The sequence below is a fragment of the Draconibacterium halophilum genome (assembly GCF_010448835.1).
Lineage (GTDB): Bacteria > Bacteroidota > Bacteroidia > Bacteroidales > Prolixibacteraceae > Draconibacterium > Draconibacterium halophilum.
This window is the reverse complement of sequence record NZ_CP048409.1, coordinates 4,873,658-4,895,399: the sequence shown is the minus strand read 5'-3', so window position 1 is coordinate 4,895,399 and position 21,742 is coordinate 4,873,658. Positions and strand designations below refer to the sequence as shown.

20 protein-coding genes and 3 pseudogenes are annotated in these 21,742 nt (G+C 40.0%); 13 read left to right on the top strand and 10 right to left on the bottom strand.

Annotation, left to right across the window (positions count from 1 at the left end; genetic code table 11):
* The first annotated feature begins 1,332 nt into the window (after positions 1-1,332).
* Positions 1,333-1,569 carry a hypothetical protein gene (locus G0Q07_RS20100; RefSeq protein ID WP_163348833.1) on the top strand — a complete coding sequence of 79 codons (237 nt, stop codon included), beginning with the start codon at positions 1,333-1,335 and terminating at the stop codon, positions 1,567-1,569.
* A gap of 283 nt (positions 1,570-1,852) precedes the next feature.
* On the opposite strand, the gene G0Q07_RS21370 is transcribed toward G0Q07_RS20100, so the two are convergent.
* The 4 genes and pseudogenes from G0Q07_RS21370 to G0Q07_RS20080 all read right to left on the bottom strand — a co-directional run bounded on the left by G0Q07_RS21370 (position 1,853) and on the right by G0Q07_RS20080 (position 3,460).
* Positions 1,853-1,993, bottom strand: a complete 141-nt coding sequence (locus tag G0Q07_RS21370) for a DbpA RNA binding domain-containing protein (RefSeq protein ID WP_449504592.1) — start codon at positions 1,991-1,993, stop codon at positions 1,853-1,855.
* A 27-nt stretch (positions 1,994-2,020) separates the two neighbouring features.
* Positions 2,021-2,784, bottom strand: a pseudogene (locus G0Q07_RS20090) (helicase-related protein).
* Between the two features lie 47 nt (positions 2,785-2,831).
* On the bottom strand, positions 2,832-3,059 hold the full coding sequence (locus G0Q07_RS20085) for a DEAD/DEAH box helicase (RefSeq protein ID WP_163348831.1): 228 nt from the start codon (positions 3,057-3,059) through the stop codon (positions 2,832-2,834).
* Positions 3,056-3,460 (bottom strand): DEAD/DEAH box helicase, encoded by a 405-nt coding sequence (locus G0Q07_RS20080; RefSeq protein WP_163348830.1) that lies wholly within the window; start codon positions 3,458-3,460, stop codon positions 3,056-3,058. Before G0Q07_RS20080 ends, G0Q07_RS20085 begins: the two co-directional genes overlap by 4 nt.
* Positions 3,461-3,782: 322 nt before the next feature.
* On the opposite strand from G0Q07_RS20080, the gene G0Q07_RS20075 reads away from it, so the two are divergent.
* From G0Q07_RS20075 to G0Q07_RS20055, 6 genes and pseudogenes are all read left to right on the top strand, one after another.
* Positions 3,783-4,229, top strand: coding sequence for a hypothetical protein (locus tag G0Q07_RS20075; protein WP_163348829.1), 447 nt, complete (start codon positions 3,783-3,785; stop codon positions 4,227-4,229).
* 204 nt (positions 4,230-4,433) lie between these two features.
* Positions 4,434-4,628, top strand: a complete 195-nt coding sequence (locus tag G0Q07_RS20070; RefSeq protein WP_163348828.1) for a hypothetical protein — start codon at positions 4,434-4,436, stop codon at positions 4,626-4,628.
* Entirely contained in the window at positions 4,625-5,050 is a 426-nt protein-coding gene (locus G0Q07_RS21175) for a creatininase family protein (RefSeq protein WP_262887981.1), read from the top strand. Before G0Q07_RS20070 ends, G0Q07_RS21175 begins: the two co-directional genes overlap by 4 nt.
* 14 nt (positions 5,051-5,064) lie before the next feature.
* Entirely contained in the window at positions 5,065-5,286 is a 222-nt protein-coding gene (locus G0Q07_RS21170; protein WP_262887980.1) for a creatininase family protein, read from the top strand.
* 270 nt (positions 5,287-5,556) lie between these two features.
* Entirely contained in the window at positions 5,557-6,147 is a 591-nt protein-coding gene (gene pepE / locus G0Q07_RS20060) for a dipeptidase PepE (RefSeq protein WP_203532769.1), read from the top strand.
* Positions 6,148-6,283: 136 nt separating this feature from the next.
* Positions 6,284-7,923, top strand: a pseudogene (locus tag G0Q07_RS20055) (aspartate:alanine exchanger family transporter).
* Here G0Q07_RS20055 and G0Q07_RS20050 read toward each other — a convergent pair.
* The 3 genes and pseudogenes from G0Q07_RS20050 to G0Q07_RS20910 all read right to left on the bottom strand — a co-directional run.
* The gene (locus G0Q07_RS20050) at positions 7,924-8,415 is read right to left on the bottom strand and encodes a thioredoxin family protein (RefSeq protein ID WP_163348827.1); all 492 of its coding nucleotides are present in this window, start codon (positions 8,413-8,415) and stop codon (positions 7,924-7,926) included.
* 8 nt (positions 8,416-8,423) lie between these two features.
* Entirely contained in the window at positions 8,424-8,945 is a 522-nt protein-coding gene (locus G0Q07_RS20915) for a GH32 C-terminal domain-containing protein (RefSeq protein WP_246223054.1), read from the bottom strand.
* A pseudogene (locus G0Q07_RS20910) lies at positions 8,940-9,874 on the bottom strand (glycoside hydrolase family 32 protein); the annotation flags it as partial. The pseudogene G0Q07_RS20910 and the gene G0Q07_RS20915, both read right to left, overlap by 6 nt.
* A 1,059-nt stretch (positions 9,875-10,933) precedes the next feature.
* Here G0Q07_RS20910 and G0Q07_RS20035 point away from each other — a divergent pair.
* From G0Q07_RS20035 to G0Q07_RS20020, 4 genes are all read left to right on the top strand, one after another.
* Entirely contained in the window at positions 10,934-13,381 is a 2,448-nt protein-coding gene (locus G0Q07_RS20035) for a T9SS type A sorting domain-containing protein (protein ID WP_163348824.1), read from the top strand.
* A gap of 271 nt (positions 13,382-13,652) precedes the next feature.
* A complete protein-coding gene (locus G0Q07_RS20030; RefSeq protein WP_163348823.1) occupies positions 13,653-16,157 on the top strand; it encodes a T9SS type A sorting domain-containing protein in 2,505 nt (834 codons plus the stop codon).
* Between the two features lie 230 nt (positions 16,158-16,387).
* Positions 16,388-17,320, top strand: a complete 933-nt coding sequence (locus G0Q07_RS20025; protein ID WP_163348822.1) for a prephenate dehydrogenase — start codon at positions 16,388-16,390, stop codon at positions 17,318-17,320.
* A gap of 2 nt (positions 17,321-17,322) precedes the next feature.
* Entirely contained in the window at positions 17,323-18,414 is a 1,092-nt protein-coding gene (locus tag G0Q07_RS20020; protein ID WP_163348821.1) for a chorismate mutase, read from the top strand.
* A gap of 49 nt (positions 18,415-18,463) precedes the next feature.
* On the opposite strand, the gene rnpA is transcribed toward G0Q07_RS20020, so the two are convergent.
* From rnpA to G0Q07_RS20005, 3 genes are all read right to left on the bottom strand, one after another.
* Positions 18,464-18,889 (bottom strand): ribonuclease P protein component, encoded by a 426-nt coding sequence (gene rnpA, locus G0Q07_RS20015; RefSeq protein WP_163348820.1) that lies wholly within the window; start codon positions 18,887-18,889, stop codon positions 18,464-18,466.
* 61 nt (positions 18,890-18,950) lie between these two features.
* Positions 18,951-19,697, bottom strand: a complete 747-nt coding sequence (locus tag G0Q07_RS20010; protein WP_163348819.1) for a uroporphyrinogen-III synthase — start codon at positions 19,695-19,697, stop codon at positions 18,951-18,953.
* A 38-nt stretch (positions 19,698-19,735) separates the two neighbouring features.
* On the bottom strand, positions 19,736-20,608 hold the full coding sequence (locus G0Q07_RS20005; protein ID WP_163348818.1) for a DUF4271 domain-containing protein: 873 nt from the start codon (positions 20,606-20,608) through the stop codon (positions 19,736-19,738).
* Between the two features lie 136 nt (positions 20,609-20,744).
* Between G0Q07_RS20005 and G0Q07_RS21165 the strand changes: the two genes are divergently transcribed.
* Positions 20,745-21,134 (top strand): tRNA-dihydrouridine synthase, encoded by a 390-nt coding sequence (locus G0Q07_RS21165; protein ID WP_163348817.1) that lies wholly within the window; start codon positions 20,745-20,747, stop codon positions 21,132-21,134.
* Entirely contained in the window at positions 21,080-21,679 is a 600-nt protein-coding gene (locus tag G0Q07_RS21160) for a tRNA-dihydrouridine synthase (RefSeq protein ID WP_163349021.1), read from the top strand. The genes G0Q07_RS21165 and G0Q07_RS21160 overlap by 55 nt, the downstream gene beginning before the upstream one ends.
* The last annotated feature ends 63 nt before the right edge of the window (positions 21,680-21,742 follow it).

The following is a 21,742-nucleotide window of genomic DNA, read 5'->3' as shown; positions in this document are numbered from 1 at the left end:
TGCAACGTTCGTTCAGTTTTTAAGCAATTTCGATGAGGCGGCCAGTTGCATGCGCTGACGCAGGTCGTCCGCACCACAGTTGTCATTCCTTCAAATGAATGGTGATCAGCAACGGCTTTTCGTGTGGCAACATTTGTTTTATAGCGTTTCAACCAGATTTGCAACGACACCGGGATGATCTTCGCATGCCCGTTCCCGAAACGATTGAGTTCAATCTTCTGCCATCGCGAATTTCTGGAGCGACCGCAATTCGGCATGCATGAGGTTCGTGATAAATTCTGAAATGTGCTCCCGCCCGCCAAAAGTGCCAGGTGAAAACTGCCAAAAACAATACTGAGGCAATAAGCAACACCGTAAAGTAAAAGAGCACCAAACGAATGATGGTTTCCTTATTGCTCCCGCGTATCGGATCGACCGACTTGAAAAAACGATGCCCAGGTACAGGAACAGCTCCAACTGGATAAAAGTTAACGGTACCATATTCCACAAGCCTTGTGACGCGATACGTTGAAAAAGCACCAGGCTAAAAACGATGCTGATGGCAATGCACCCGCCAGGATAGCCAGGTGCTTGAGCACTTGTTTTTTGTTTGTTTATGTAGTTAAAGTTGCCATGGTTTTCGTTTATGAAGATAATAAAAAACTGTTTCTGAAAAACACTTTGTAAGGCAGCCGACCAACATCGACCGGCTACCTGTAATCTCAATAATCAGATCAAAAGAAAAATTGTTTCATGTTTGTTTCGTTGATTCAAAGATGCGGCAAGCACGGTTATCATGAAAAAAAGAATTGCTGAGTGGGGGAATTTGGGTACGATGGGAGGAGGAAGTCACTAGTCACTATCATAGTCATTAGTCACTGGTCACTATACATCAAATGGCGAAGTTGTTTTAGCGCATAATGATTTTGAATACTATGATTGTTCCGCACACCTGATTATTTAAATGATAATATGTCGTTTGTTGAGGATTTTGAAAACCTTGGAGAATTTACAGTTTTTGCAAAGGAAGAGGAAATAACAGTGGTGAGACCTGGCCTTTTTATTTGTCTACGCCTACTGGTGCAATAATTAGAAACATCCTTCTTTTTATAACAACAATATCGTACCTATTGGATTTGTAACCTACCTCGATACCTTGGGTAATTCTGTCCCTGACCCACGCAACGATGAAAGAATTGTTGATGCGCTAAAGAAGTACAATCAGTTCATGCCGGGTTGAGTTGTGAAATCACATCGTTGACTACGTATCCTCAACAAACGTAACAGTTAAACTACTGCTAAAAAATAACGACGATTTCAATTACTATTATATCGATCCTGAAAAAACCGGGATTGGCTGTTTCACTATTTTACAAATGGGTTATACATCCGGAATTTAGTACCTATGAGATGTATGAGCATAAAATTGAGACAGTTTCGGCCGACCCATGGAATAGCTGGGATTTAGATTGGTTGTCGGTAATTAGTGGTAACCAGAGTAAAGAAATTACAATTACCTATAACAACTTTGAAGCTGTACCACCGGGCAATACAAAGCTACTTTCGAATTTCCCGGCTAATTTTCAGTGAGTAAGGCAGCTATTAATCAAGACATGGCCAATTTGGTTGGCAGCCTGAGAATGCAGAGGAGATTACGATGATTAAAAGAATGACGCTTCCTCTTTTTCTTGTGAACGATGTCATCTCGAACAAATGGAGAGATCTGTTCCATCAAAGCTACGATGCAACAGATTCTTCTCCGTCAGCCGACGAATCAGTATGATAGTTTCAAATAAAGACATAAAAAATCCGATCTTAAAAGACCGGATTTCCAATTTCTTAAAGCTAGCAGCCAGCAACTAGTGGCTAGAAACTATTTCTTCTTATTCGCTACTTCAATATTTACTTTCTGGCCTCTGAAACGGGCATTTTTGAAAGCTTTTGTAATTTCTTTCTCGTAGTTCGAGTCAATCTCGAAGAATGAGAAACCTTTCAACACTTCAATGCTGCCAATATCGATACTTTTTCCCGGGTGTTCTGGTTAATCAAATCGATGATTGCACGTTTGTTTACGCGCTCTTTTTACCCAGGCTAAAGAAGAAACGCGACATGTTGCCACCGTTGCCTCTTCGTCCTCTGCCACGGTCTCCGCGTTCACGGTCTCCGCCGCGCTCGCGGTTTCCACGATCACCACGATCTCGTCCGTCACGTCCTCCTCTGCGGCGGTCGCCACGATCGTTACGCATCGATTCTTTTCGCGGGCTTCGTCAACGTTAATATCTTTGGCGTTTTCGTAGTATTTCAAAAAGGTGTTAAACTCCACCGATACAAAGTGCTTAATCAGCTCTTCGCGCTCCAGCCACGCCAGTTTTTTGTAAATAACCGGCATAAACTCGCCAATTTGCTCCTCGTTTACTTCCACTTTCTCTACCCGGTCGATGAGTTTAAAAAGCTGTTTCTCGCAAATTTCTTTACCCTGCGGAACCGGAACTTTTATGAATTGTTTACCCACTTTCTTCTCCACATCGCGCAGTTTGCCTTTTTCGCGCATATGAATCAGGGTAATACAAATTCCTTTTTTCCCGGCACGGCCTGTTCTTCCGCTTCGGTGAATATACACCTCAGGATCGTCGGGCAGGTTATAATTAATTACGTGGGTAAGGTCGTTTACATCCAGTCCGCGTGCTGCTACATCGGTAGCCACCAACATTTGCAGGTGTTGCTGCGGAAACGCCCCATTACGTGGTCGCGCTGTGCCTGCGATAAGTCACCGTGCAATGCATCGGCATTGTAACCGTCCTGCATTAGTTTTTCCGATACATCTTTTGTCTCGGCACGGGTACGGCAAAAAATTATCCGTAAATATTCGGGTTGATATCAGCCACACGCTTTAGTGCTATATAGCGGTCTCTGGCATGCACCAGGTAATAGTTGTGCTCTACATTTTCGGCACCGGCATTACGTTTTCCCACCGAAATTTCGTGAGGATCGGCCATGTAGGTATTGGCAATTCGCACAATCTCTTTTGGCATAGTAGCCGAAAACAGTAATGTTTGTTTTTCTACCGGTGTATCTTTCAATATGGCATCAAGGTCATCCTTAAATCCATTGAAAGCATTTCGTCGGCTTCATCGAGGACCAACCACTTTATTTCGTGTACCTTTAGTTTCTTCCTTTTATCAGGTCGAGGGTACGGCCCGGAGTTCCACCACAATCTGGGCGCCACTCTCAAGGTCTTTAATCTGTTTTCTGATGTCGGAGCCGCATATAAAGTGGCTATTTTTGCTCCGTTAATGTTTTTCGAGAACGTTTCAAGGTCTCTAGCAATCTGCAAAGCCAGTTCGCGCGTTGGGCTTAATATTAAGGCCTGCGGTACTTTTACCAAACTGTCGAACTGCTGAACAATAGGTAGCCCAAATGCCGCTGTTTTTCCCGTTCCAGTTTGTGCCAACGCAACCATATCCTGGTCGGTTTCCAACAAAACGGAATCGTTTTTTCTTGGATTGGCGTGGGATTCTCAAAACCAAGTTCCTGGATGGCTCCTAGGATTTCGGCTTTTAACCCCATTGTTTCAAATAAACTCATATTCAATTTTTTAAAGTGGCCGCAAAGGTAGTCTTTTTATTTGTATTTCAGGAGTTTATAGTGTTGTGTTTCGTAAATTTAACTTTCGGTGTGCGTAATGTAATCTGTTGAATTCAAGTGCGATTACACGGTAATTGCCATTTTTAACATTCAATTGACTTAAATTCTTTTCAATGGTGTACTTTTGCTTATGTTCATATTCAATATATATGTTCGATATGAAGCAAAATAAGCCCGTGAAAAGTATTATTCAGACTCCCATAATCCTGTTGCTTTTTCTTTGTTTTTTAGGCATTGAAACAATAGCGCAGGATAACGATAGTATAGTTCCGATAAACAATCCGAAACGTTTTTTGCGCAAAATTGATATCAGTGAAGTTACCCACAACGGGATAAGAATTTGGCAAGACGATTTTTCAGGCCATTGGGTAGGCCTCGATTTTGGTTTTAATATGTTGATAAACGAAGATTATTCGGGTTACCAGTCGGAGTTTATGGAGAATGATGTTTTTAGGTCAAATTCGGCGTACATCAACTTTTTGCAGCAAAGTATAAGTCTGCAGAAAAACAAGAATACAATAGGGCTGGTTACCGGCCTGGGCTTGCATCTGCAAAGCTACCGCTGGATGATAAAACCACTATTGTTCAAGATCCCGGCGATGTAATTAATCCCGATTACCTGCATTACAACGAGAATCAGAAATCGAAACTCGGAATTGAATCGCTTACTTGCCATTGCTAATTGAGTTTCAGATACCGATAAATCATTACGATAACCGCTTGTTTATTTCTGCTGGTGTGATGGGGAGTTTTCGCCTGAGTAGCCACACCAAAATAAAGTACAAAGATGAAAAAAAGAGAAACTAAAAGTGGTTGACGATTTTTCTATGCACCGCTTTAAGCCCTCGGTGATGGTGCGCATGGGCTACCGATGGATTAATGTGTTTGCCAGTTACGATTTGGTGCCGCTGTTTAAAACCGACAAAGGACAGAACTTACACCTTTACTTTTGGTATAACTTTACTGCAACTATAAATAATAACAAACTAAACCTAAAACAATGAATGCAAAACCTTACGTACTTGAACAAACCAATTGGAAACAAATAAAAGAGCAAAAATACGATGTAGCCATTTTGCCCTGGGGAGCCACAGAGCCACACAATTATCATTTACCATACGGAACCGATTCGCTGGAGACGGCAAAAATTGCAGAACATGCAGCCGGTAAAGCCTGGGAGAAAGGAGCAAAAGTTATGGTGTTGCCCGTAATCCCGTTGGGAGCCCAAAACATGGGGCAGATTGATATGCCTTTCTGTTTGCATACCAAGCCATCCACTCAGTTGATAATTCTGAAAGATTTGTTGACTGCCTTAAGCGGACAGGGCATAAAAAAACTGGTACTAATGAATGGGCACGGCGGAAATGACTTTAAACGTTGGTGCGCGAATTGCAACCTCAGTTTTCCGATGTATTTATTTCTTTAGTTGAGTGGTTTCGAATGTACGACCAGGAGGATTATTTTGAGGAGGCCGGCGACCATGCCAATGAAATGGAAACAAGCATAATCATGCATTTTTACCCCGGGTTGGTAAGGCCACTCGAGGAGGCCGGAGATGGCGAAGCCCGGTCGTTTAAACTCGAGGGGCTAAAAAACAAAACCGCCTGGGCACCCGCCAATGGGATAAAGTTTCGACCGACACCGGTGTTGGGAATCCGATAAAAGCTACCGCAGAAAAAGGTAAAAAGTTTGTGGAAGATGTAACCACACAATTAGCAGACTATTTTGTAGAGTTGGCGGCTTGTGATCCGGGAGATTTATATGAATAAAATTTCCTGAAAAACCATTAATTATCATTGGAAAAATCCATAAGATTTCAGTTCTTTCGGCCACAATTTAACAGGTTATAGAAATGAAGTTATTACTGATAAGCAACTCTACAATGCCGGGTGAGCCTTACCTGGATTACCCAAAAAATGAAATCAAAAATTCCTGGGAGAAAAGCCGGTAACTGCGGTTTTTATTCCGTATGCTGCTGTTACTTTTTCGTTTGATACTTATTGCGAGAAAGTGGAAGAACGTTTTGCCGAAGTGGGGCACCACATAAAAGGTATTCATACGTTTAAAAATCCGGTGAAAGCAATTGAAGAAGCCGAAGCCATAGTTGTTGGCGGTGGAAACACCTGGCAGCTGGTGCGAATGATGCACGATCAGAAATTAATGAATCCGATACGCGAGCGGGTTTATAACGGGGCTCCTTACATTGGCTGGAGTGCCGGATCGAATGTAGCTTGCCCAACTTTGCGCACCACCAACGATATGCCGATAATTGATCCGATGGGATTTGAATGTATAAATATGGTGCCATTCCAGATCAATCCGCATTATCTGGATGCCAATCCTGAAGGACATGGTGGCGAAACGCGCGAACAACGTATTTCAGAATTCCTTGCAATAAATCCGAAATGTTATGTGGCTGGTTTGCGCGAAGGTACCATGTTTAAAGTAGAAAACGGAAAGATTGAATTGATTGGTGAAAGAAGTTGTAGAATCTTTAAAAAGGCCAGGAGCCTTATGAGCTAAAGACCGGCGACGATTTTAGCTTTTTATTGCCATAAATTGGAACACAATATAAACTGACCGGATAAAAATTATCCGGTTTTTTTGTACCTATACTAAATATTAAATCCGATGGTATCTATGCTTGTATTCCGTTTGGATGCTTGTTACTCCCAAAAACTATTGCTTACCTTTGTGCTCAAATTTAGCACGCATGGAACTACTGGGAAATAGCTATTTTGCCCTCTTCATCATAATTGCTTTGGGGTTTATTGTTGGACGGATCAAGATATTCGGGCTCTCGCTCGATGTGTCGGCAGTTATTTTTGTGGCCTTGGTTTTTGGGCACTATGGAGTTGTTATCCCAAGTGATTTTCAATATCTGGGATTGGTGCTGTTTATTTTTACAATTGGTATTCAGGCAGGACCAAGTTTTTTCGAGTCGTTTAAAAAGGAAGGGCGGCAACTAGCCGGATTTGCGTCCTTGCTTATTGTGTTGGCCTCGTTGATTACAGTTGTTATTATCTCCGTGTTCCATGTTGATCCGAACATCGCAGTTGGCTTATTGACGGGTTCGTTAACCAGTACGCCGGGTTTGGCCGCAGCCATCGATTATACCGGTTCGCCACTGGCCTCAATCGGCTATGGTGTGGGCTATCCGTTTGGTGTTATTGGTGTTATTCTCTTTATTCGTTTCCTTCCAAAAATATTGGGTACTTCTATTGCCAAAGCTGAAGAGGAGCATCTTTCGGTGTTAAAAGATGAATTCCCGGAGGTGCTAAAACGCAATTTTGTTGTTGAAAACGAGAATGTTGTTGGAAAATCGATAGGTGAGTTGCGTATTCGATTTATGACTAAAGCTGTGGTTTCGCGCGTGGTGCATGATGGTGTAGCTATTACTCCAAATCCTGATACTTTATTGCTAAAAGGCGACCTTATAAAAGCTGTTGGAACAGAGGAGGCACTAAAAAATGTAGAATTGTTGATCGGCCCTCAGACAAATGAGGAAATATTGATTGATCCAAACTACGATGTGCGTTCGGTATTGGTTACCAATAAAGAGGTAGTAAATAAAACCATTGGGCAGATCAACTTGCTTCATACTTATGGGGCTACAATCACTCGTATTCGCCGGGCAGGTATTAATATTGTTCCAAGTCCGGGCTCGAAACTGCAATTTGGCGATAAGCTCGTAATTGCCAGTAGTCGTGCCAATATGGACATGGTTTCCAAGATCTTTGGGAATGATCAAAAACGTTTATCTGATACCGATATTTTGCCGGTAGCCCTCGGAATTATTCTGGGAGTACTTGTAGGGAAAATAAGCATTGCCATGGGTACTTTTGCTTTTAGTCTTGGCCTTACCGGAGGTGTGCTTATTGTTGCGTTGGTATTAAGCCGGATTGGTAAAACGGGCCCTCTTTTATGGACCATGACAGGAGCTGCTAACCAACTTGTCCGGCAGTTCGGGTTGTTACTTTTTCTTGCGGCTGTGGGAACAGGTGCCGGGCAAAAATTGTGGAAACATTTAATCAATACGGAATTGAGCTGTTTTTATTTGGAGGTGCCATAACTATTATCCCGATGATTTTTGCAGGAATCCTCGGGAAGTGGTTCTTTAAAATGAATATCTTAACGCTTTTGGGAGCAATAAGCGGCAGTATGACCAGCACACCCGGACTTGCAGCAGCTGACTCAATGACCGATACCAACGCACACTCAATTGCTTATGCTACAGTTTATCCGGTGGCAATGGTACTGCTTATTGTTTGTGTTCAGCTGATTACAATGTTCTTCTGATCATTTTTGGTACGAGACCGGATCCAATGCAGTTGGTGACCAGTTTTTCAGGAAATGTAAGATTTTGTCTTTGTCGTAATTTTTGTCTTTCTCCAAAAAGGCTGAGTTTTGCGTGTGGATTCGTTTGCCTGATCCATCAAGAATAACAAAAACAGGAAATCCAAAACGCTGGGGGAACTCGAGTTTCGTCAACAGCTCTTCCTGACGATTATTCTGATCGTAATTTACTTTCACAACTTCAAAGTTGTCTTCCATAAATGAATTCAGCTCCACATTGTTATGAATAAAATTGTGAAATTTGATACACCACGGGCACCAGTTTCCTCCGATTTGAAGGAATATGTGTTTGTTTGACTTTTGGGCTGCTTCAACAGCTTCAGCAATGTCCTTTTTGGCATCAGCTCTGGTGTCGTAAATTTTTTGTTCCTGTGCGTTTACTATCATCGGTAAAATCATTGCCAGGCTTACAGCAATTGCTATAAAATATTTCATCCTTGTTTCTATTTCTTTTCCCAAATTGAATTCATTTCGTAAACATCAATCTTGTCGATTCCCAGCTCGCCTCCGTTGGCGAAAAGAACAACATCTGTTGCTTTCTCGGCAGGAGTGAAGCAGTTACTTATAACTTTTTTGCCATCGTTGGCAAAAATTTCAACAGAGGCGCGGTCGACCAAAATTTCTAATTTTATTTTATTATCGATAGGCGGAAGCGGCACTGTACAACCAAGTACTGTAAGCGTTCCTCGTTTCACATTATAAAGAATTTCAGTTCCGGCCGACTTATTACTGTGGCGGAGCATAAAACCAAAACTGTCAGCTGTTTTTAGGTCGAACTCGCCAATAATGTGCAGGCAATCGCCGGAAACCTTTTTTAGTTTGTTATCATTAAGTCCCGGTATAACGTTTTTGTCTTCCCATGATTGGTGCTTGCCATGCAATTTTTCGATCTCTGAAACCGGATTCCGTACCAGTTGGTATCCATGGTCGAATTTTGTAACCGATAACTCGCATGGAAACGACATCTGTCCATTGAATGGCATGTCGGGAAACTCTCCGTCGCGCATCCATGCAATTTGTATCACGCGGCCATCCGATTGAGGGATATTGCTCCATGTTTGTGTGGCATAATAGTTCTTCCCCCAATCGCTTTTTAGTTTCGATGTTTCAGGCGTAAAAGCTTTGCCATCAAAATCTCCGATTATATAACTGCCATCGCCATCAAAAAGTACCCATTTGGTTTCGTCGGGGCGATTAGTAACCTGGAATTTTACCAGGTCGGGGCATTCATAAAAGCCTGGTATGTGGCTTTGCCAATCCCAGTCGACCAGATTGGTAGATGTGTAAAACGAAACGCCTTTAGATTTTTCATCTTCACTCGATTTTCGATAGAGTGCCATTACCCATTTGTTGCTTTGTTTGTGCCAAACTATTTTTGGGTCGCGGGCATCGTCATTTTCATCAAATGCAATTATCGGATTTCCCTCATATTTTTTCCAGTTTCTTCCTTTATCGGTACTGTAGGCAATGCGCTGGCCACAATGCTGGCTGGTGTAAAATGCCACCAATGTTTTAATATCGCTGGTTTGTTTATTGAGTAAATTATGTTCATCAACAATTGCCGAGCCTGAAAACGCTGTGCATTTTTCTTTGTCGGTTGAACCTTCGTCGGGAAAAAGGGCAATAGGAAGATGATGCCAATGAAGCAGGTCGGTACTTACCGTGTGCCCCAATGCATGTAGCCCCATTCTTTTCCATTTGGGTTGTGTTGGTAAAACATATGGTATTCATTATCATAAAAAACCAGTCCATTCGGATCGTTATGCCAGTTTCTCTCCGGCGTAAAATGGAATTGAGGCCGGTAAAGTTCGTCGTAAAATTTTGGCTCCTTTTTTTGTGCCGGAAGACTAATCGTCAGAGCAATAGACAGTAAGGTTGTTGATAAAAAGTTCATAAAAAAGATAATCTTAAATTTTGCTATCGAGCTAAACTTATGAAAAAATATTTGGTTTATTTAAATTAATTCCTACATTTACACCCACAAACCCATAAATATAGAACCGTTCTTTGATTGGCGCTTTTGATTTTCAACACAACATCGATCATCAAATTTTAAATCAAAAGTTGAATTTTTTGCGTTAAGAAACCTTTGTTTAAGGGTGGATAATTTGTGGAGGTAAACAAACCCACCGCTTTGCATTCCTAAAAATGTGTGTAAATCGGATTATTACTTTCTCAAAATTTCGTTACTCTAACAATCCGTTTTGTAAACTATTTTTCCGAAATCAAACGAATGTTTCATTATTTATAATTAAGAAGTTAGAACCTAATTTAAGTTGTAATGAGACAAAACCATTTAATTATTCAGGACGCTGATTTTATCAAAAAAAAGATTTAATTACTGATCGCAACTGAGCGATTCTTGTTGGTGTGGGATTGAGGTTTCAGCAAACCCAATGATTTATAGAACAAACCCGATAAATCATATCAGGAACCAAAGATTCAAAACAGAAACAATAAGGAGCGGAAAAAAGATTTCGATCGTAAGTGGCTGACTGCAAAAGTAGGAGAACATTGTGGGCATAAACCGGATAAATCGTCTAAGGAAAGTGCACCGTTCTTCTCAGCAAAACATCCCGATTTCTTTTTCCGATCTAAGGATTTTTTAAAATCCTCAGTTTTTTACCCGCAAGTTTTTGGTCGATCAACGTCCGGTTAATCAGCAATAATAATTAGAGTATTCTATTAAATGTCAGGATATTTGTAATGTAGATTTTACAGAATTAATACAAAAATACAGAAGTCGTTTTCCAAGAAGATTAAGTTCTTTGTTTACTGAAAAAAAGTCTTAGGGAATAAGCAACGCGGGCAATGCAAACCCACTGTTTCAATCAATACAAACCCAATTGAAACAGGTACACCGCAGCGTAAGTTTCCTAAAACATGCCGAAAAACCTTTGCGCATATTGAGATTTTGGCATGACAATTTTTACAAACCCTAATTTAAATTGTAATGAGACATTTATTTATTACCGCCCTGGTATTAGTTGGCGCTTTTTATGCCAGGGCTGAGCAATCGGATCAGGATAAGATCACAAAGATCAATGCCCCGATCAATATTGCTTCAGAAGACAGTAAGAAATCATTTATTGCACCCCATCAATCAAACTTAAAATCCGGATCGGTATTAAATTCCGATTTCCAGGTTGAGTTTGTAAACTTTCCTGAAAATGCGAAACCAGCTTTTTTGTATGCTGTTTCCATTTACGAAAATCTAATTTCGTCGCCCGTGCCGGTAAAGGTGCGAGCTACATGGAAAGGAATGGGAACCAACGTATTGGCAAGTTGTGCTCCGGAAAGTATGTATCGCAACTTTAACGGTGCACGTTTAAGTAATGTATACTATCCTGTTGCATTGGCAGAGAAACTTTCCCAAAATAATTTGAACGGAACTGAAGCCGATATCGATTGCTCGTTTAACAGCTCGATAGATTGGTATTATGGAATCAACGGCAATTGTCCCTCAAACGAGTACGATTTTGTAACCATTGTGTTGCACGAATTGATACATGGTTTGGGATTTGTTGGCTTTTACGATATCGTAGACAACAAAGGAACTTTCGATAACAGCGCAAACGCACCGAGTATTTACGATGTTTATATTTATAATCAGCTAAACGAACAAATTGCTGATGAAGATATTTATACGCGTCCGTCAACAACACTTAAAGAACAATTGCTTTCGAATAACCTCGTACTGAAAAACCAGGGAAACACAGAAGCAGTAAAAGTATATGCCCCTCAGAACTGGAATGTAGGCACAAGTATTTATCATTATAACGAGAGTGGATTTGACGCAGGAGACGCTAATGCATTAATGTCGCCTTTTATTTTTAAAGGAGAAGCTATTCATTATCCGGGCGATAAAACAATTGATGTTCTGGCTCAATTGGGGTGGAAAGCCGTTAGTTTCGATGGGTACGAGATAAAAGATTTTGAAGAGCCATGCGAAAAACATCCTGTATTTGTTGAAGTTGGAGGAGAAATGGACATCGATCAATCTTCTGTAAAAATTACGTTCTCAACAGATAACTTTGCAACATCGCAAACGGTTAATCTTGCCTACAATAATAGTACGGAGCAGTTTGAAGGAGATTTGCCTTTAAACAACGCAAAAGGCAAAATTCAATATTACTATCATGCCAAAACCACCAGCAATGTGGCATTCAGTTACCCTGAACGTGCACCGGAGCAAAAACTGAGTTTCCGCGTAGGAGCCGATTATTACCCACCGCTTTTACAGCATAATCCGGAGAAAATGGTAAACGCTGATAGCCCGGTTTTAAATTTTGCCGCTGTTGCTACCGATAACGTAGGAATTGCAAGAGTTGAAGTTGAGTACCGCATTAACGGACAGGAGCAGGAAGCATTTATTCTGACAAAAGAAGGTATATCTAATTACGCCGGTAAACTTGAATTTTCAGCGCAATTATACAACGACGATGTAGTTGAATACCGCATTCTTGCAATTGACAATACTTCGCGCGAAAATAAGCGTCGCCTGCCAGCCACTGGCTATTACAACGTTTCAGTATTCGAGACTGAAGAGCCTATGACCGGTTACTTTAATAATTTTGATTCGCCAAATACCGATTTCGAAATTTCTGATTTTGAAGTAACCTTACCAGCAGGTTTTACAAGCGGTAACCTGCACACTGTAAATCCATATCCTGAATCAAATTCTGATAATCAAAAATACAACCTGCTTGCCCAGTTAAAATATCCGATTGTTCTTGAAGAAAATGGTCTAATGAGTTTCGATGAGGTAGTTTTAGTTGAACCGGGCGAGGAAGGAACAGTTTATACCGAAGATCAGTTTTGGGATTTTGTAATTGTTGAAGCAAGCAAAAACAATGGGAAAAGTTGGTTGCCTGTAACCGATGGTTACGACTCAAGTGTTGATGATCTTTGGAGTTCGCAATTTACAGGTTCGTTGAAAAGTGCGGTGTCGCAAGCAGCCGGAGCAGAAAATATGTTCCTGAAACAAACGATTAACCTAACCGACAACACCGGTTTTGAAGCAGGAGACACTGTAATTTTCCGTTTTCGTTTGGCATCTGACAAAGCTACTACCGGATGGGGATGGGCTATTGATAACCTGTCAATACAGAATGTTACCACAGCAGTTGATGAAGCGTTGGCTGCCGACAATGTAACTATTTATCCAAATCCATTTAAAAGCAGCATTTATATCGATGGATTCCAGTCGGATCTTACAAACGATGTGGAAGTAATTATTACCGATTTATACGGAAAAACAGTGCATCGCGAAACACTTTACGATGCATCGTACTCAGGAAAAATAAAAATTGATTTGCCAAATGTTGCTCCCGGAGTATACATGGCAAGTGTATCAGATAATAATTTAAATACAATTACTCAAAAAATCATAAAAAATTAAAATTATGGAAACTTTATTAATGGTCGCATTTATTGCAGCATTCGCAGGTTTAGTAACATCGTTAGTGGTGTTGTACAGATTACTAAATGAGAAAAAAGCGCAAAGGTTAGAATATTAGATGATTGGTATTACAACCTTAAATTAGGTAGTGCCGGAATGAAAATTCCGGCATTTTTTTTGAGTGAAGTTCATTTTATTTGAACTTTTTGTTGTCCATGTTCTTTTTAATATGAAAATTTACCGCGCTAAAAAAGGTTCTTAAAACAGTAAAATGAGCAAGTATTTCACATTATTAAATTTGTTGATTCTTATAGTGTTCTCCTCTAACGCACAAATGAAGGGTTACAATCAAAGTATTAAAGTACCACATCCGGTATGTTATGGCTCTGGTAAAGTTGAAAAGGCCCGCATTCAACCACCTGCCGAATTCTTATTAAAATCCGGAGGAGCGGCTAAAGCTGATATTGTTGTTGATTATAACGGCTTTACACCCGAGGCACAGGAGGCATTTGCTTATGCCGTTGGTATTTGGGAAACCATAATAGAATCCGAAATTCCTATTCGGATGGAAGCTACCTGGAGCGCTAATTTAGGACAAAATGTTTTAGGAAGCTGTGGCCCTGAAACCTATTATAAGAATTTTAAGGATGCACCCTTTGCAGACCGTTATTATCCGGTTGCCATAGCTGAAAAAATTGCAAAAAGAGAACTGAATGGTGAGAGCCGTTACGATATGGTCGCCAATTTTAGTAGTAAAAATGATTGGTACTTTGGAACCGATATGAATTGTCCGGACACGCTTTATGATTTTGTCTCGGTGGTTTTGCATGAAATTGGTCATGGGCTTGGGTTTACCGGTTTCTTTTTTGTTGATGAACAAGATGGATTAGGGTCTTATGCGTTTTACGAATTTGGCGATGCAACCTCATTTGATCTATTAGTAGAACAAGGTTCGAAAGATGGGCAACAACTTGTTGATACATCGTTTTTTGAGAATGTAAGTACCGAACTTTTTAGTGCATTACAATCAAAGAATCTGTATGCAAATAGTCCGATTGCAAAGGAACGTAACAGAGGAAATAACCCCAAACTCTATGCACCCGATTTTTTCGACAACGGTTCAAGTGTATATCATCTTAACGATGCTACTTATCCTAATGGAAATGAAAATTCGCTGATGACTCATGCGGTAGGTTTAGCTGAAGCAATTCACGATCCAGGACCTTTAACTCGCGGTATTATGGACGACATTGGCTGGAGAAACATATTTATTCGTTTCGATCAGGTTAAGGATATTGAAGAACTAAAGCCTTTGGTTTTTAGCGGATGGTTTGAAAGTGATTATGGTGTAAAAGCAGGCACACCAAAAGTTATTTATTCATTAGACGAATTTGAAAGTCATTCTGACACACTTGATCTGGTTGATACGCAGGGCGACGGAACGTATTCGGCTATCTTTGTTCCCGAAAACGGTACAGAAAAAATCTCCTATTATATTGAGGTGTTGGATACAATGAATCGTATGCGAACCGATCCGGCATTGGCACCAACAGCGTTTTATACCATTCATGTTGGTATTGATACCGAACAACCTGTTATTGCTCATAACGAAATTGATTATTTTCTGTCAATAGATGAAGAGCTGCAGCTTGCTGCTGATATCAGCGATAATCTTGGGATTGATACAGCTTTTGTGGAGTTTTTTCTAAATGGAGAAGCTCAGGAATCATTCTCGTTAACCAGGGATTATGACGATCGCTATATTGGGGATTTCCCGTTTAATATGAATACATTGAACGATGGAGATGAGATTACTTATGCCATTTATGCCATTGATGCAGCAACCATTCCGAATGGCGCACGACTACCGGCAATAGGAAAGGCATTTTTCTCATTCAAAGTTGAGGATTTATTTGATCCGGTGAATTACTACAGTAATAACTTTAATCAGGAAACACCTGATTTTGTTATTTCTGATTTTGATATTTACACTGCCAAGAACTTTAATGATGGGGCATTACATAGTTTACATCCTTATGAAGCACCAAATATTGATAATGAAGACCTGGAGTTTTCAACTTTCCTTAAAAAACCAATTATAATAAAAGAGGATGGAACTATGAATTTTGATGAGGTCGTTCTGGTTGAGCCTGGTGGAGGATTATCAAGCTTTGGAGACAGCGATTTTTACGACTATGTTATTGTTGAAGCTAGCAAGGATAAAGGAGAAAAATGGTTTCCATTGGTTGACGGCTATGATTCGTCAAGTGAATCGATATGGCGAACAAACTACAATGCTGGAATTGCATCCGGCGAGCAGGACTCCGAGACAGCAGGCACGGTGGAATGGTTCATTAATAGATCGATTACACTAACAGATAACGACTATTTTTCCGCTGGCGACACCATAATAATCCAGTTCCGTTTGTATTCCGATCCATACGCAACAGGTTGGGGATGGGCTATCGATAACCTCGAAATTCAAATACCGGTATCTGCCGATCGTACCTTGTTATCGCCGGGAGAAGTTAATGTTTATCCAAATCCGTTTACGGATAACATTACGGTAACGATTTCAGCTGTTCAGAACGAATCACATATACAAGTTGAAATGTATAATGCTGTTGGGCAAAAAATATACGCAACACAAAAGCAAGGTATTATTGGCACCTATTCCGAGGAAATAAATCTTTCAGGATATGGAAGTGGCATGTTTCTTATAAAAGTGAGCCAAAATGGCCAAACTGTGGTCACTAAAAAGTTAATTAAAAAATAATTCTTTGCAGATCAGTTTAAAATTCGGAGCAAAAGCAGGATAAAAGTTCCAATTTTAAAATATATCTCTATATTTGTTGACAGAAATTGAAGGAATGACAAAGAATTTTAACAATAACTATTTCTACTTTTATTTTTATTATGGTTCTGAAAACGGGGTCAGGAAGTAGGGTATTGTCTAAATTAAAAATATTTTACAGAAAGGTCTCGAAAAATTCGGGACCTTTTTTTGTGACTAAAAGTGAAATAAACAAAACTGAATATACAAATGAAGACAACAGTAATAGGACTTGGATTAATTGGGGGTCGATTGCCCGTGATTTGCGAAAATCGGGCTTTGCCACCGAATTAATTGGAGTTGAAGCCAATGAAAGCCATGCCAAAAAAGCATTGAAAATTGGACTGGTTGACAGGATTGAGACGCTTGAAGATGGCGTGAGCGATACCGATCTGGTTATAATTGCTATTCCAGTAAACTCAGAGCTTGTAGTCTTGCCTCGGGTATTAGACCTTATTGGAAGTGGAACAACAGTAGCCGATATGGGATCGACTAAAAAGGTAATTGTTGATTTGGTTGCGAATCATAAACGAAGACGCAACTTTGTTCCCGGGCACCCGATGTCGGGAACTGAGGACTCAGGACCAACAGCCGCTTTGGAAGGATTGTTTAAAGGCAAAATTGCTATTTTGTGCGATCAGGAAGATTCCGGGCCACAGCATATTGCATTAATTGAAAAGTTGTTTCAAATGCTCGGAATGGACATCGCATATATGTCATCCGACGAACAGGATCATAGTACCGCTTTTGTTTCGCATTTACCTCACGCCGCTGCTTATGCACTGGCAAATGCTGTTCAGGCAAAAGAAGATCGCAAAATTATTTTCGATCTGGCAAGTGGAGGATTTCGTTCAACGGTTCGTTTGGCGAAGAGTTCAGCCACCATGTGGCACCCTATCTTTCAACAAAATCGCGAATACGTTGTTGAATCGCTGGAAGTGTACATTAAACATCTCATTGAATTTCGCGACTGTATGAAGAATGAGGAGGATGATAAAATGCTCGCTCTCATTAAAAATGCGAACAAAATAAGGACTATTCTTGGTGGGGAGAACCCACACTTCAGAAAGAATGAAGAGAAATTAACAAAACTTTATACGAAATAATCATGACTTTAAAATTAGACATTAATCCGATTAAAGCGTGGATGCCAAATATCGACAATCCGCTGCTGATTTCAGGGCCATGTAGTCTTGAAACGGAAGAACAGACCATGGAAACAGCCCGTTTGCTGGCGAAAGACAAACGCGTATTTGTTTTTCGTGGTGGAGTTTGGAAACCCAGAACACGTCCGGGATCATTTGAAGGAGTTGGATCCATTGGTTTAAAATGGTTGCAACAGGTTAAAGAAGAAACCGGTTTGCCGGTTGGAACAGAAGTTGCTAATGCTCAGCACACTGAAGAGGCTTTAAAAGCCGGTCTTGATGTATTGTGGATTGGAGCACGCTCAACGGCAAGCCCGTTTGTGGTGCAGGAAATTGCCGATGTGGTGAAAGGTTCAGATGCTGTGGTAATGATCAAAAACCCGGTGAACCCTGATGTACAACTTTGGATGGGAGCTGTTGAGCGAATCCATCAGGCAGGTATTAAAAACATTGTGGGGATACATCGTGGATTTACGCCATTCCGCGAAACAAAATACCGTAACTACCCCAACTGGAAAACCTTTATTGAATTAAAGCGTCTGCTTCCTAATTTACCGGTTATTTGCGATCCGAGCCATATTGCCGGAACACGCGAATACCTTTTCGAAATCTCGCAAAAAGCATTCGATATGGGAATGGAAGGATTGATGCTTGAATCACATCGCGATCCCTCGTGTGCATTGAGTGATGCCGGGCAGCAACTTACGCCGGCCGACCTGGGGAAATTGCTCGATAAGCTGGTTATTCGCTACGAGAATGCAAGCAATCCTGATTTTGATAATCAATTGGATGTGTTGCGTAACCGAATTGATGCAATCGATGCTGAATTGCTGGAAACACTTGCTTCGCGTGTGCAGATTGTTAGGCAGATTGGTGAGTATAAGCGCGATAATAATGTAACCGCCTTGCAAATTAACCGTTGGACACAATTAATGGATAATCGTGTTAAGCTGGGGAAAGGTATGGATGTTAACGAAACGTTTGTAAAAACACTGTTTCAGCTTATTCACGAAGATTCGGTGCGTATGCAAACCGAAATTATGGATAAGGAATAAAATTACTATTGAATAATTTAAGCTCCGGGATATTTTATCGGAGCTTTTTTTATGCCTTTTTATTTCCAGCCTCGGCACAAGAATCAGCCAACCTGTAAAGCGCCTTTTTCATGGCTTTTTCTACCTGCACAAACGTTGGTAGTTCCTTGCCAATAAAAATAAAAAAAACAGCCATTTGCTGGTTCTCAGCAAGCGTAGGAAGCATTTGTTTGTTCAGGCGGTAAGCTTCTCGCATCAGGCGCTTTATTCGATTTCGTTTTACGGCACGTTTAAATATTTTCTTGCTTACCGAAAATCCTGCCTGAGTAGGAACAGGTTTAGGAAGCTCGCTTACCTTGTAAACTACTTTTAAAGGAAATGATAAAAACGATTCACCTTCAGTAAAAAGTTTATCGATGACTTTTTTGCTGCACAATCGTTCCTCTTTTTTAAAAGAGTATGAAACAGGCGATTCTATTTTTTCTTTTGTTTCCATATAAAAGTAAAGGCCATACATCAAACGACGGACGGCCTTTCAAAAATATATATTTTTTTATTTAGTTCTTGTTGTTCTTTTTGATGTATTGCTCAAGAGCCATAGTCATGGAAGGAGCCTGTGCTGTTGGAGCCTGAATATCGAGCCTTAAACCAGCCTCTTCAACTGCTTTTGCTGTTGACGGACCAAAACATGCTATGCGTGTTGAATTCTGTTCAAAGTCAGGAAAGTTCTGAAATAGTGATTTTATTCCTGATGGGCTGAAAAATACCAGTACATCGTATTTTATATCTGCTAAATCAGATAAATCAGCACCTACTGTGCGGTATAAGATTGCTTTCGTATAGGTGTAATCACCTTTATCTAGTAGGTCTGGAATTTCCTGTTTGTGGATATCAGAAAGAGGAACGAGGAACTTTTCATCTTTGTGTTTCTTCATCACATTCACCAAATCGGTGAATTTACCATCGGCATAAAATATTTTACGCTTACGGTACACAATATACTTTTGAAGATAGAAAGCAGTTGCTTCAGAGATACAGAAATATTTCATTGAGTCTGGGACTGTAATGCGTAATTCCTGCGCTATTCTGAAAAAATGATCGATTGCAGTACGACTGGTAAAGATTACAGCAGTATGCTCCAGGATCTGAGTTCGTGTTTGGCGAAATTCCTTGGCAGGAACTCCCTCAACTTGTATAAATGGTCTGAAGTCGATCTTCAGTCCATTCTTTTCTGCCAATTCAAAATACGGTGATTTTGCTGTTTTTGGCTCTGGTTGTGAAACTAAAATGCTCTTGACTTTCAAATTTTTATGCTTTTAATGAGACTTCCACCCCTTTTTATTCAAACTACAACTTTATAAATTAAAAGCAAGGGTAAAATTTCAAGGGAACAAAGGTACAAAAAGAGATAAAATAAAGAAAATTGTTTTTTCAATAATATAATTGCCCCCCTTTTTAGTAATAGTAGATTTAAAATAAAAAGAACTACTAGCCCTGCAATGACTATGAATACTGGGGTTTTGAGAGGAGCAAATTGAATTGAAATTACAAGTGGTAAAAAAAATAAACTGAGCGAACGATTAAAATTATCGTAGTTAAAGAGATATTCGCGGGTTTCATTTTGCGTTTCAAACAGCATTCCAAGAGTCAGATAGATAAACTTTTTGCCAAAGAAGTAGAGTAAAACACCACCAAAAATAAGGCCAAAATAAGCCGGATTTATTGTAGTATTTTTCCATTTAAACAGACTTAAACATTGATACACAAAAATGGGGAGCACGATATAATAAATAGCTTCCAAACGAAATGCGGCGTGAAAAACAGGATAGTTTTTATCATTTAGCATGCGCGCTGAAGTGGCGTAGTTAAATAAAGATAAAAACAGTTGTTTGATATATTTGGCATAAGTATATCTTATGCTGGCAAAAATTGCAATACTTACAAAAATTATCATGGTTAGCCAATCATTGTTTTGGTAATGTCGTTCACGATTGGGTAAAACAAAAGCGGGTTTTTCCAGCTGTTCGGTGTGCAACTTTGTTAATTTAAGTGGAGAAATATATTCTTTGCTAACAATAGCTGGTTTGTTTTGCTGGCTAGCCTGAAAATTATTTTTATGTGGAACGGTGTAAGTTTCTTCGTTGTTTTGAGGTACTTCCCCACGCTGGTTCTGTGCTTTAACTGAATCCTGGTTGTATGTGTAATTTGCCCCCATAGTTTTCGAATGGCGCAAAGATACCAAAATAATAAATGAAGGTCGAAACTTGTTTAAAGAACTATTTGCTCTTTTTTAATAGGCTCGGTAATTTTAGTTTATTTGTAAGTTATATTTAAACAGTAATGAAAATGAAATGATTTACTTGGCTCCATTACAGGGTTTTACCGATTATGTGTACAGAACGTCGTACGCAAAAGTTTTCAATGTGGTTGATGCCTATTTTATACCGTATATTTCAGTGAAAAACGATGCAATCCCACAAAAATATATACGCGAAATTATTCCGGAAAACAACACCCAAAGCCGGGTAATTCCTCAATTATTGGCAAAAGATGCTACTGAGATGGAATTTCTTACGGCGCACCTGACGGATTTGGGTTATACTGAATTGAACCTGAATTTGGGCTGCCCTTACCCAATGGTAACTAACCGGGGAAAAGGTTCGGGGTTATTGCCTTTCCCAAATGAATTTACCAGCTCCTGGCTCATTTTTTCAATCACTCCAAAGGAAGTCTTTCTGTAAAATTAAGGGCTGGCTTAAAATCGGCCGATGAACTGAAAGAGGTCACCGAGATTCTAAATCAATTTCCGTTAACAGAAGTGATTTTACATGCACGGGTTGCCGATCAGTTGTATTCCGGTACTATTGATGAAGAAGCCTTTATTTATGCAACACAGAACCTAAAACACAAATTGGTGTACAATGGCGATATTTTTTCAAAGCAGGATTTTGCCGACAAGCAAAATAAATTTGAAGGTGTTGATACCTGGATGTTGGGGCGTGGAATTTTAATGAATCCCTTGCTGCCAAACGAGATTAAAGGCATTGGTATTTCTGAAAAGGAAGGTGCTGAATTGTTGTTTACTTTTCATCAAACAATGCTGGAGGGCTATCTCGAAATTATGGATAACGAGGGCAATGCAGTAAATAAAATGAAACAGTTCTGGATTTACTTCGCTAATTGTTTTCCCAACCCGAAAAAGACGATTAAGCAAATTAAAAAAGTAAAAACGCTGAATAAATACAACCCGACTGTAAAATCAATTTTTAATGAAATTAATGGCTAAGACTTCGACTCCGCTCAGTCTGACTGCCTTAGTCATGTTGAGCACAGTTGAAAACAGAATACA

What these genes read in the sequence shown, in the direction of transcription:
- G0Q07_RS20035 (WP_163348824.1), top strand. Translation starts at nt 10,934, where the DNA reads ATGAGACATTTATTTATTACCGCCCTGGTATTAGTTGGCGCTTTTTAT.
- G0Q07_RS20020 (WP_163348821.1), top strand. Translation starts at nt 17,323, where the DNA reads ATGACTTTAAAATTAGACATTAATCCGATTAAAGCGTGGATGCCAAAT.
- G0Q07_RS20915 (WP_246223054.1), bottom strand. Translation starts at nt 8,945, where the DNA reads ATGTCGTTTCCATGCGAGTTATCGGTTACAAAATTCGACCATGGATAC.
- G0Q07_RS20005 (WP_163348818.1), bottom strand. Translation starts at nt 20,608, where the DNA reads ATGGGGGCAAATTACACATACAACCAGGATTCAGTTAAAGCACAGAAC.
- G0Q07_RS20030 (WP_163348823.1), top strand. Translation starts at nt 13,653, where the DNA reads ATGAGCAAGTATTTCACATTATTAAATTTGTTGATTCTTATAGTGTTC.
- G0Q07_RS21165 (WP_163348817.1), top strand. Translation starts at nt 20,745, where the DNA reads ATGATTTACTTGGCTCCATTACAGGGTTTTACCGATTATGTGTACAGA.
- G0Q07_RS20050 (WP_163348827.1), bottom strand. Translation starts at nt 8,415, where the DNA reads ATGAAATATTTTATAGCAATTGCTGTAAGCCTGGCAATGATTTTACCG.
- rnpA (WP_163348820.1), bottom strand. Translation starts at nt 18,889, where the DNA reads ATGGAAACAAAAGAAAAAATAGAATCGCCTGTTTCATACTCTTTTAAA.
- G0Q07_RS21175 (WP_262887981.1), top strand. Translation starts at nt 4,625, where the DNA reads ATGAATGCAAAACCTTACGTACTTGAACAAACCAATTGGAAACAAATA.
- G0Q07_RS20075 (WP_163348829.1), top strand. Translation starts at nt 3,783, where the DNA reads ATGAAGCAAAATAAGCCCGTGAAAAGTATTATTCAGACTCCCATAATC.
- G0Q07_RS21170 (WP_262887980.1), top strand. Translation starts at nt 5,065, where the DNA reads ATGTACGACCAGGAGGATTATTTTGAGGAGGCCGGCGACCATGCCAAT.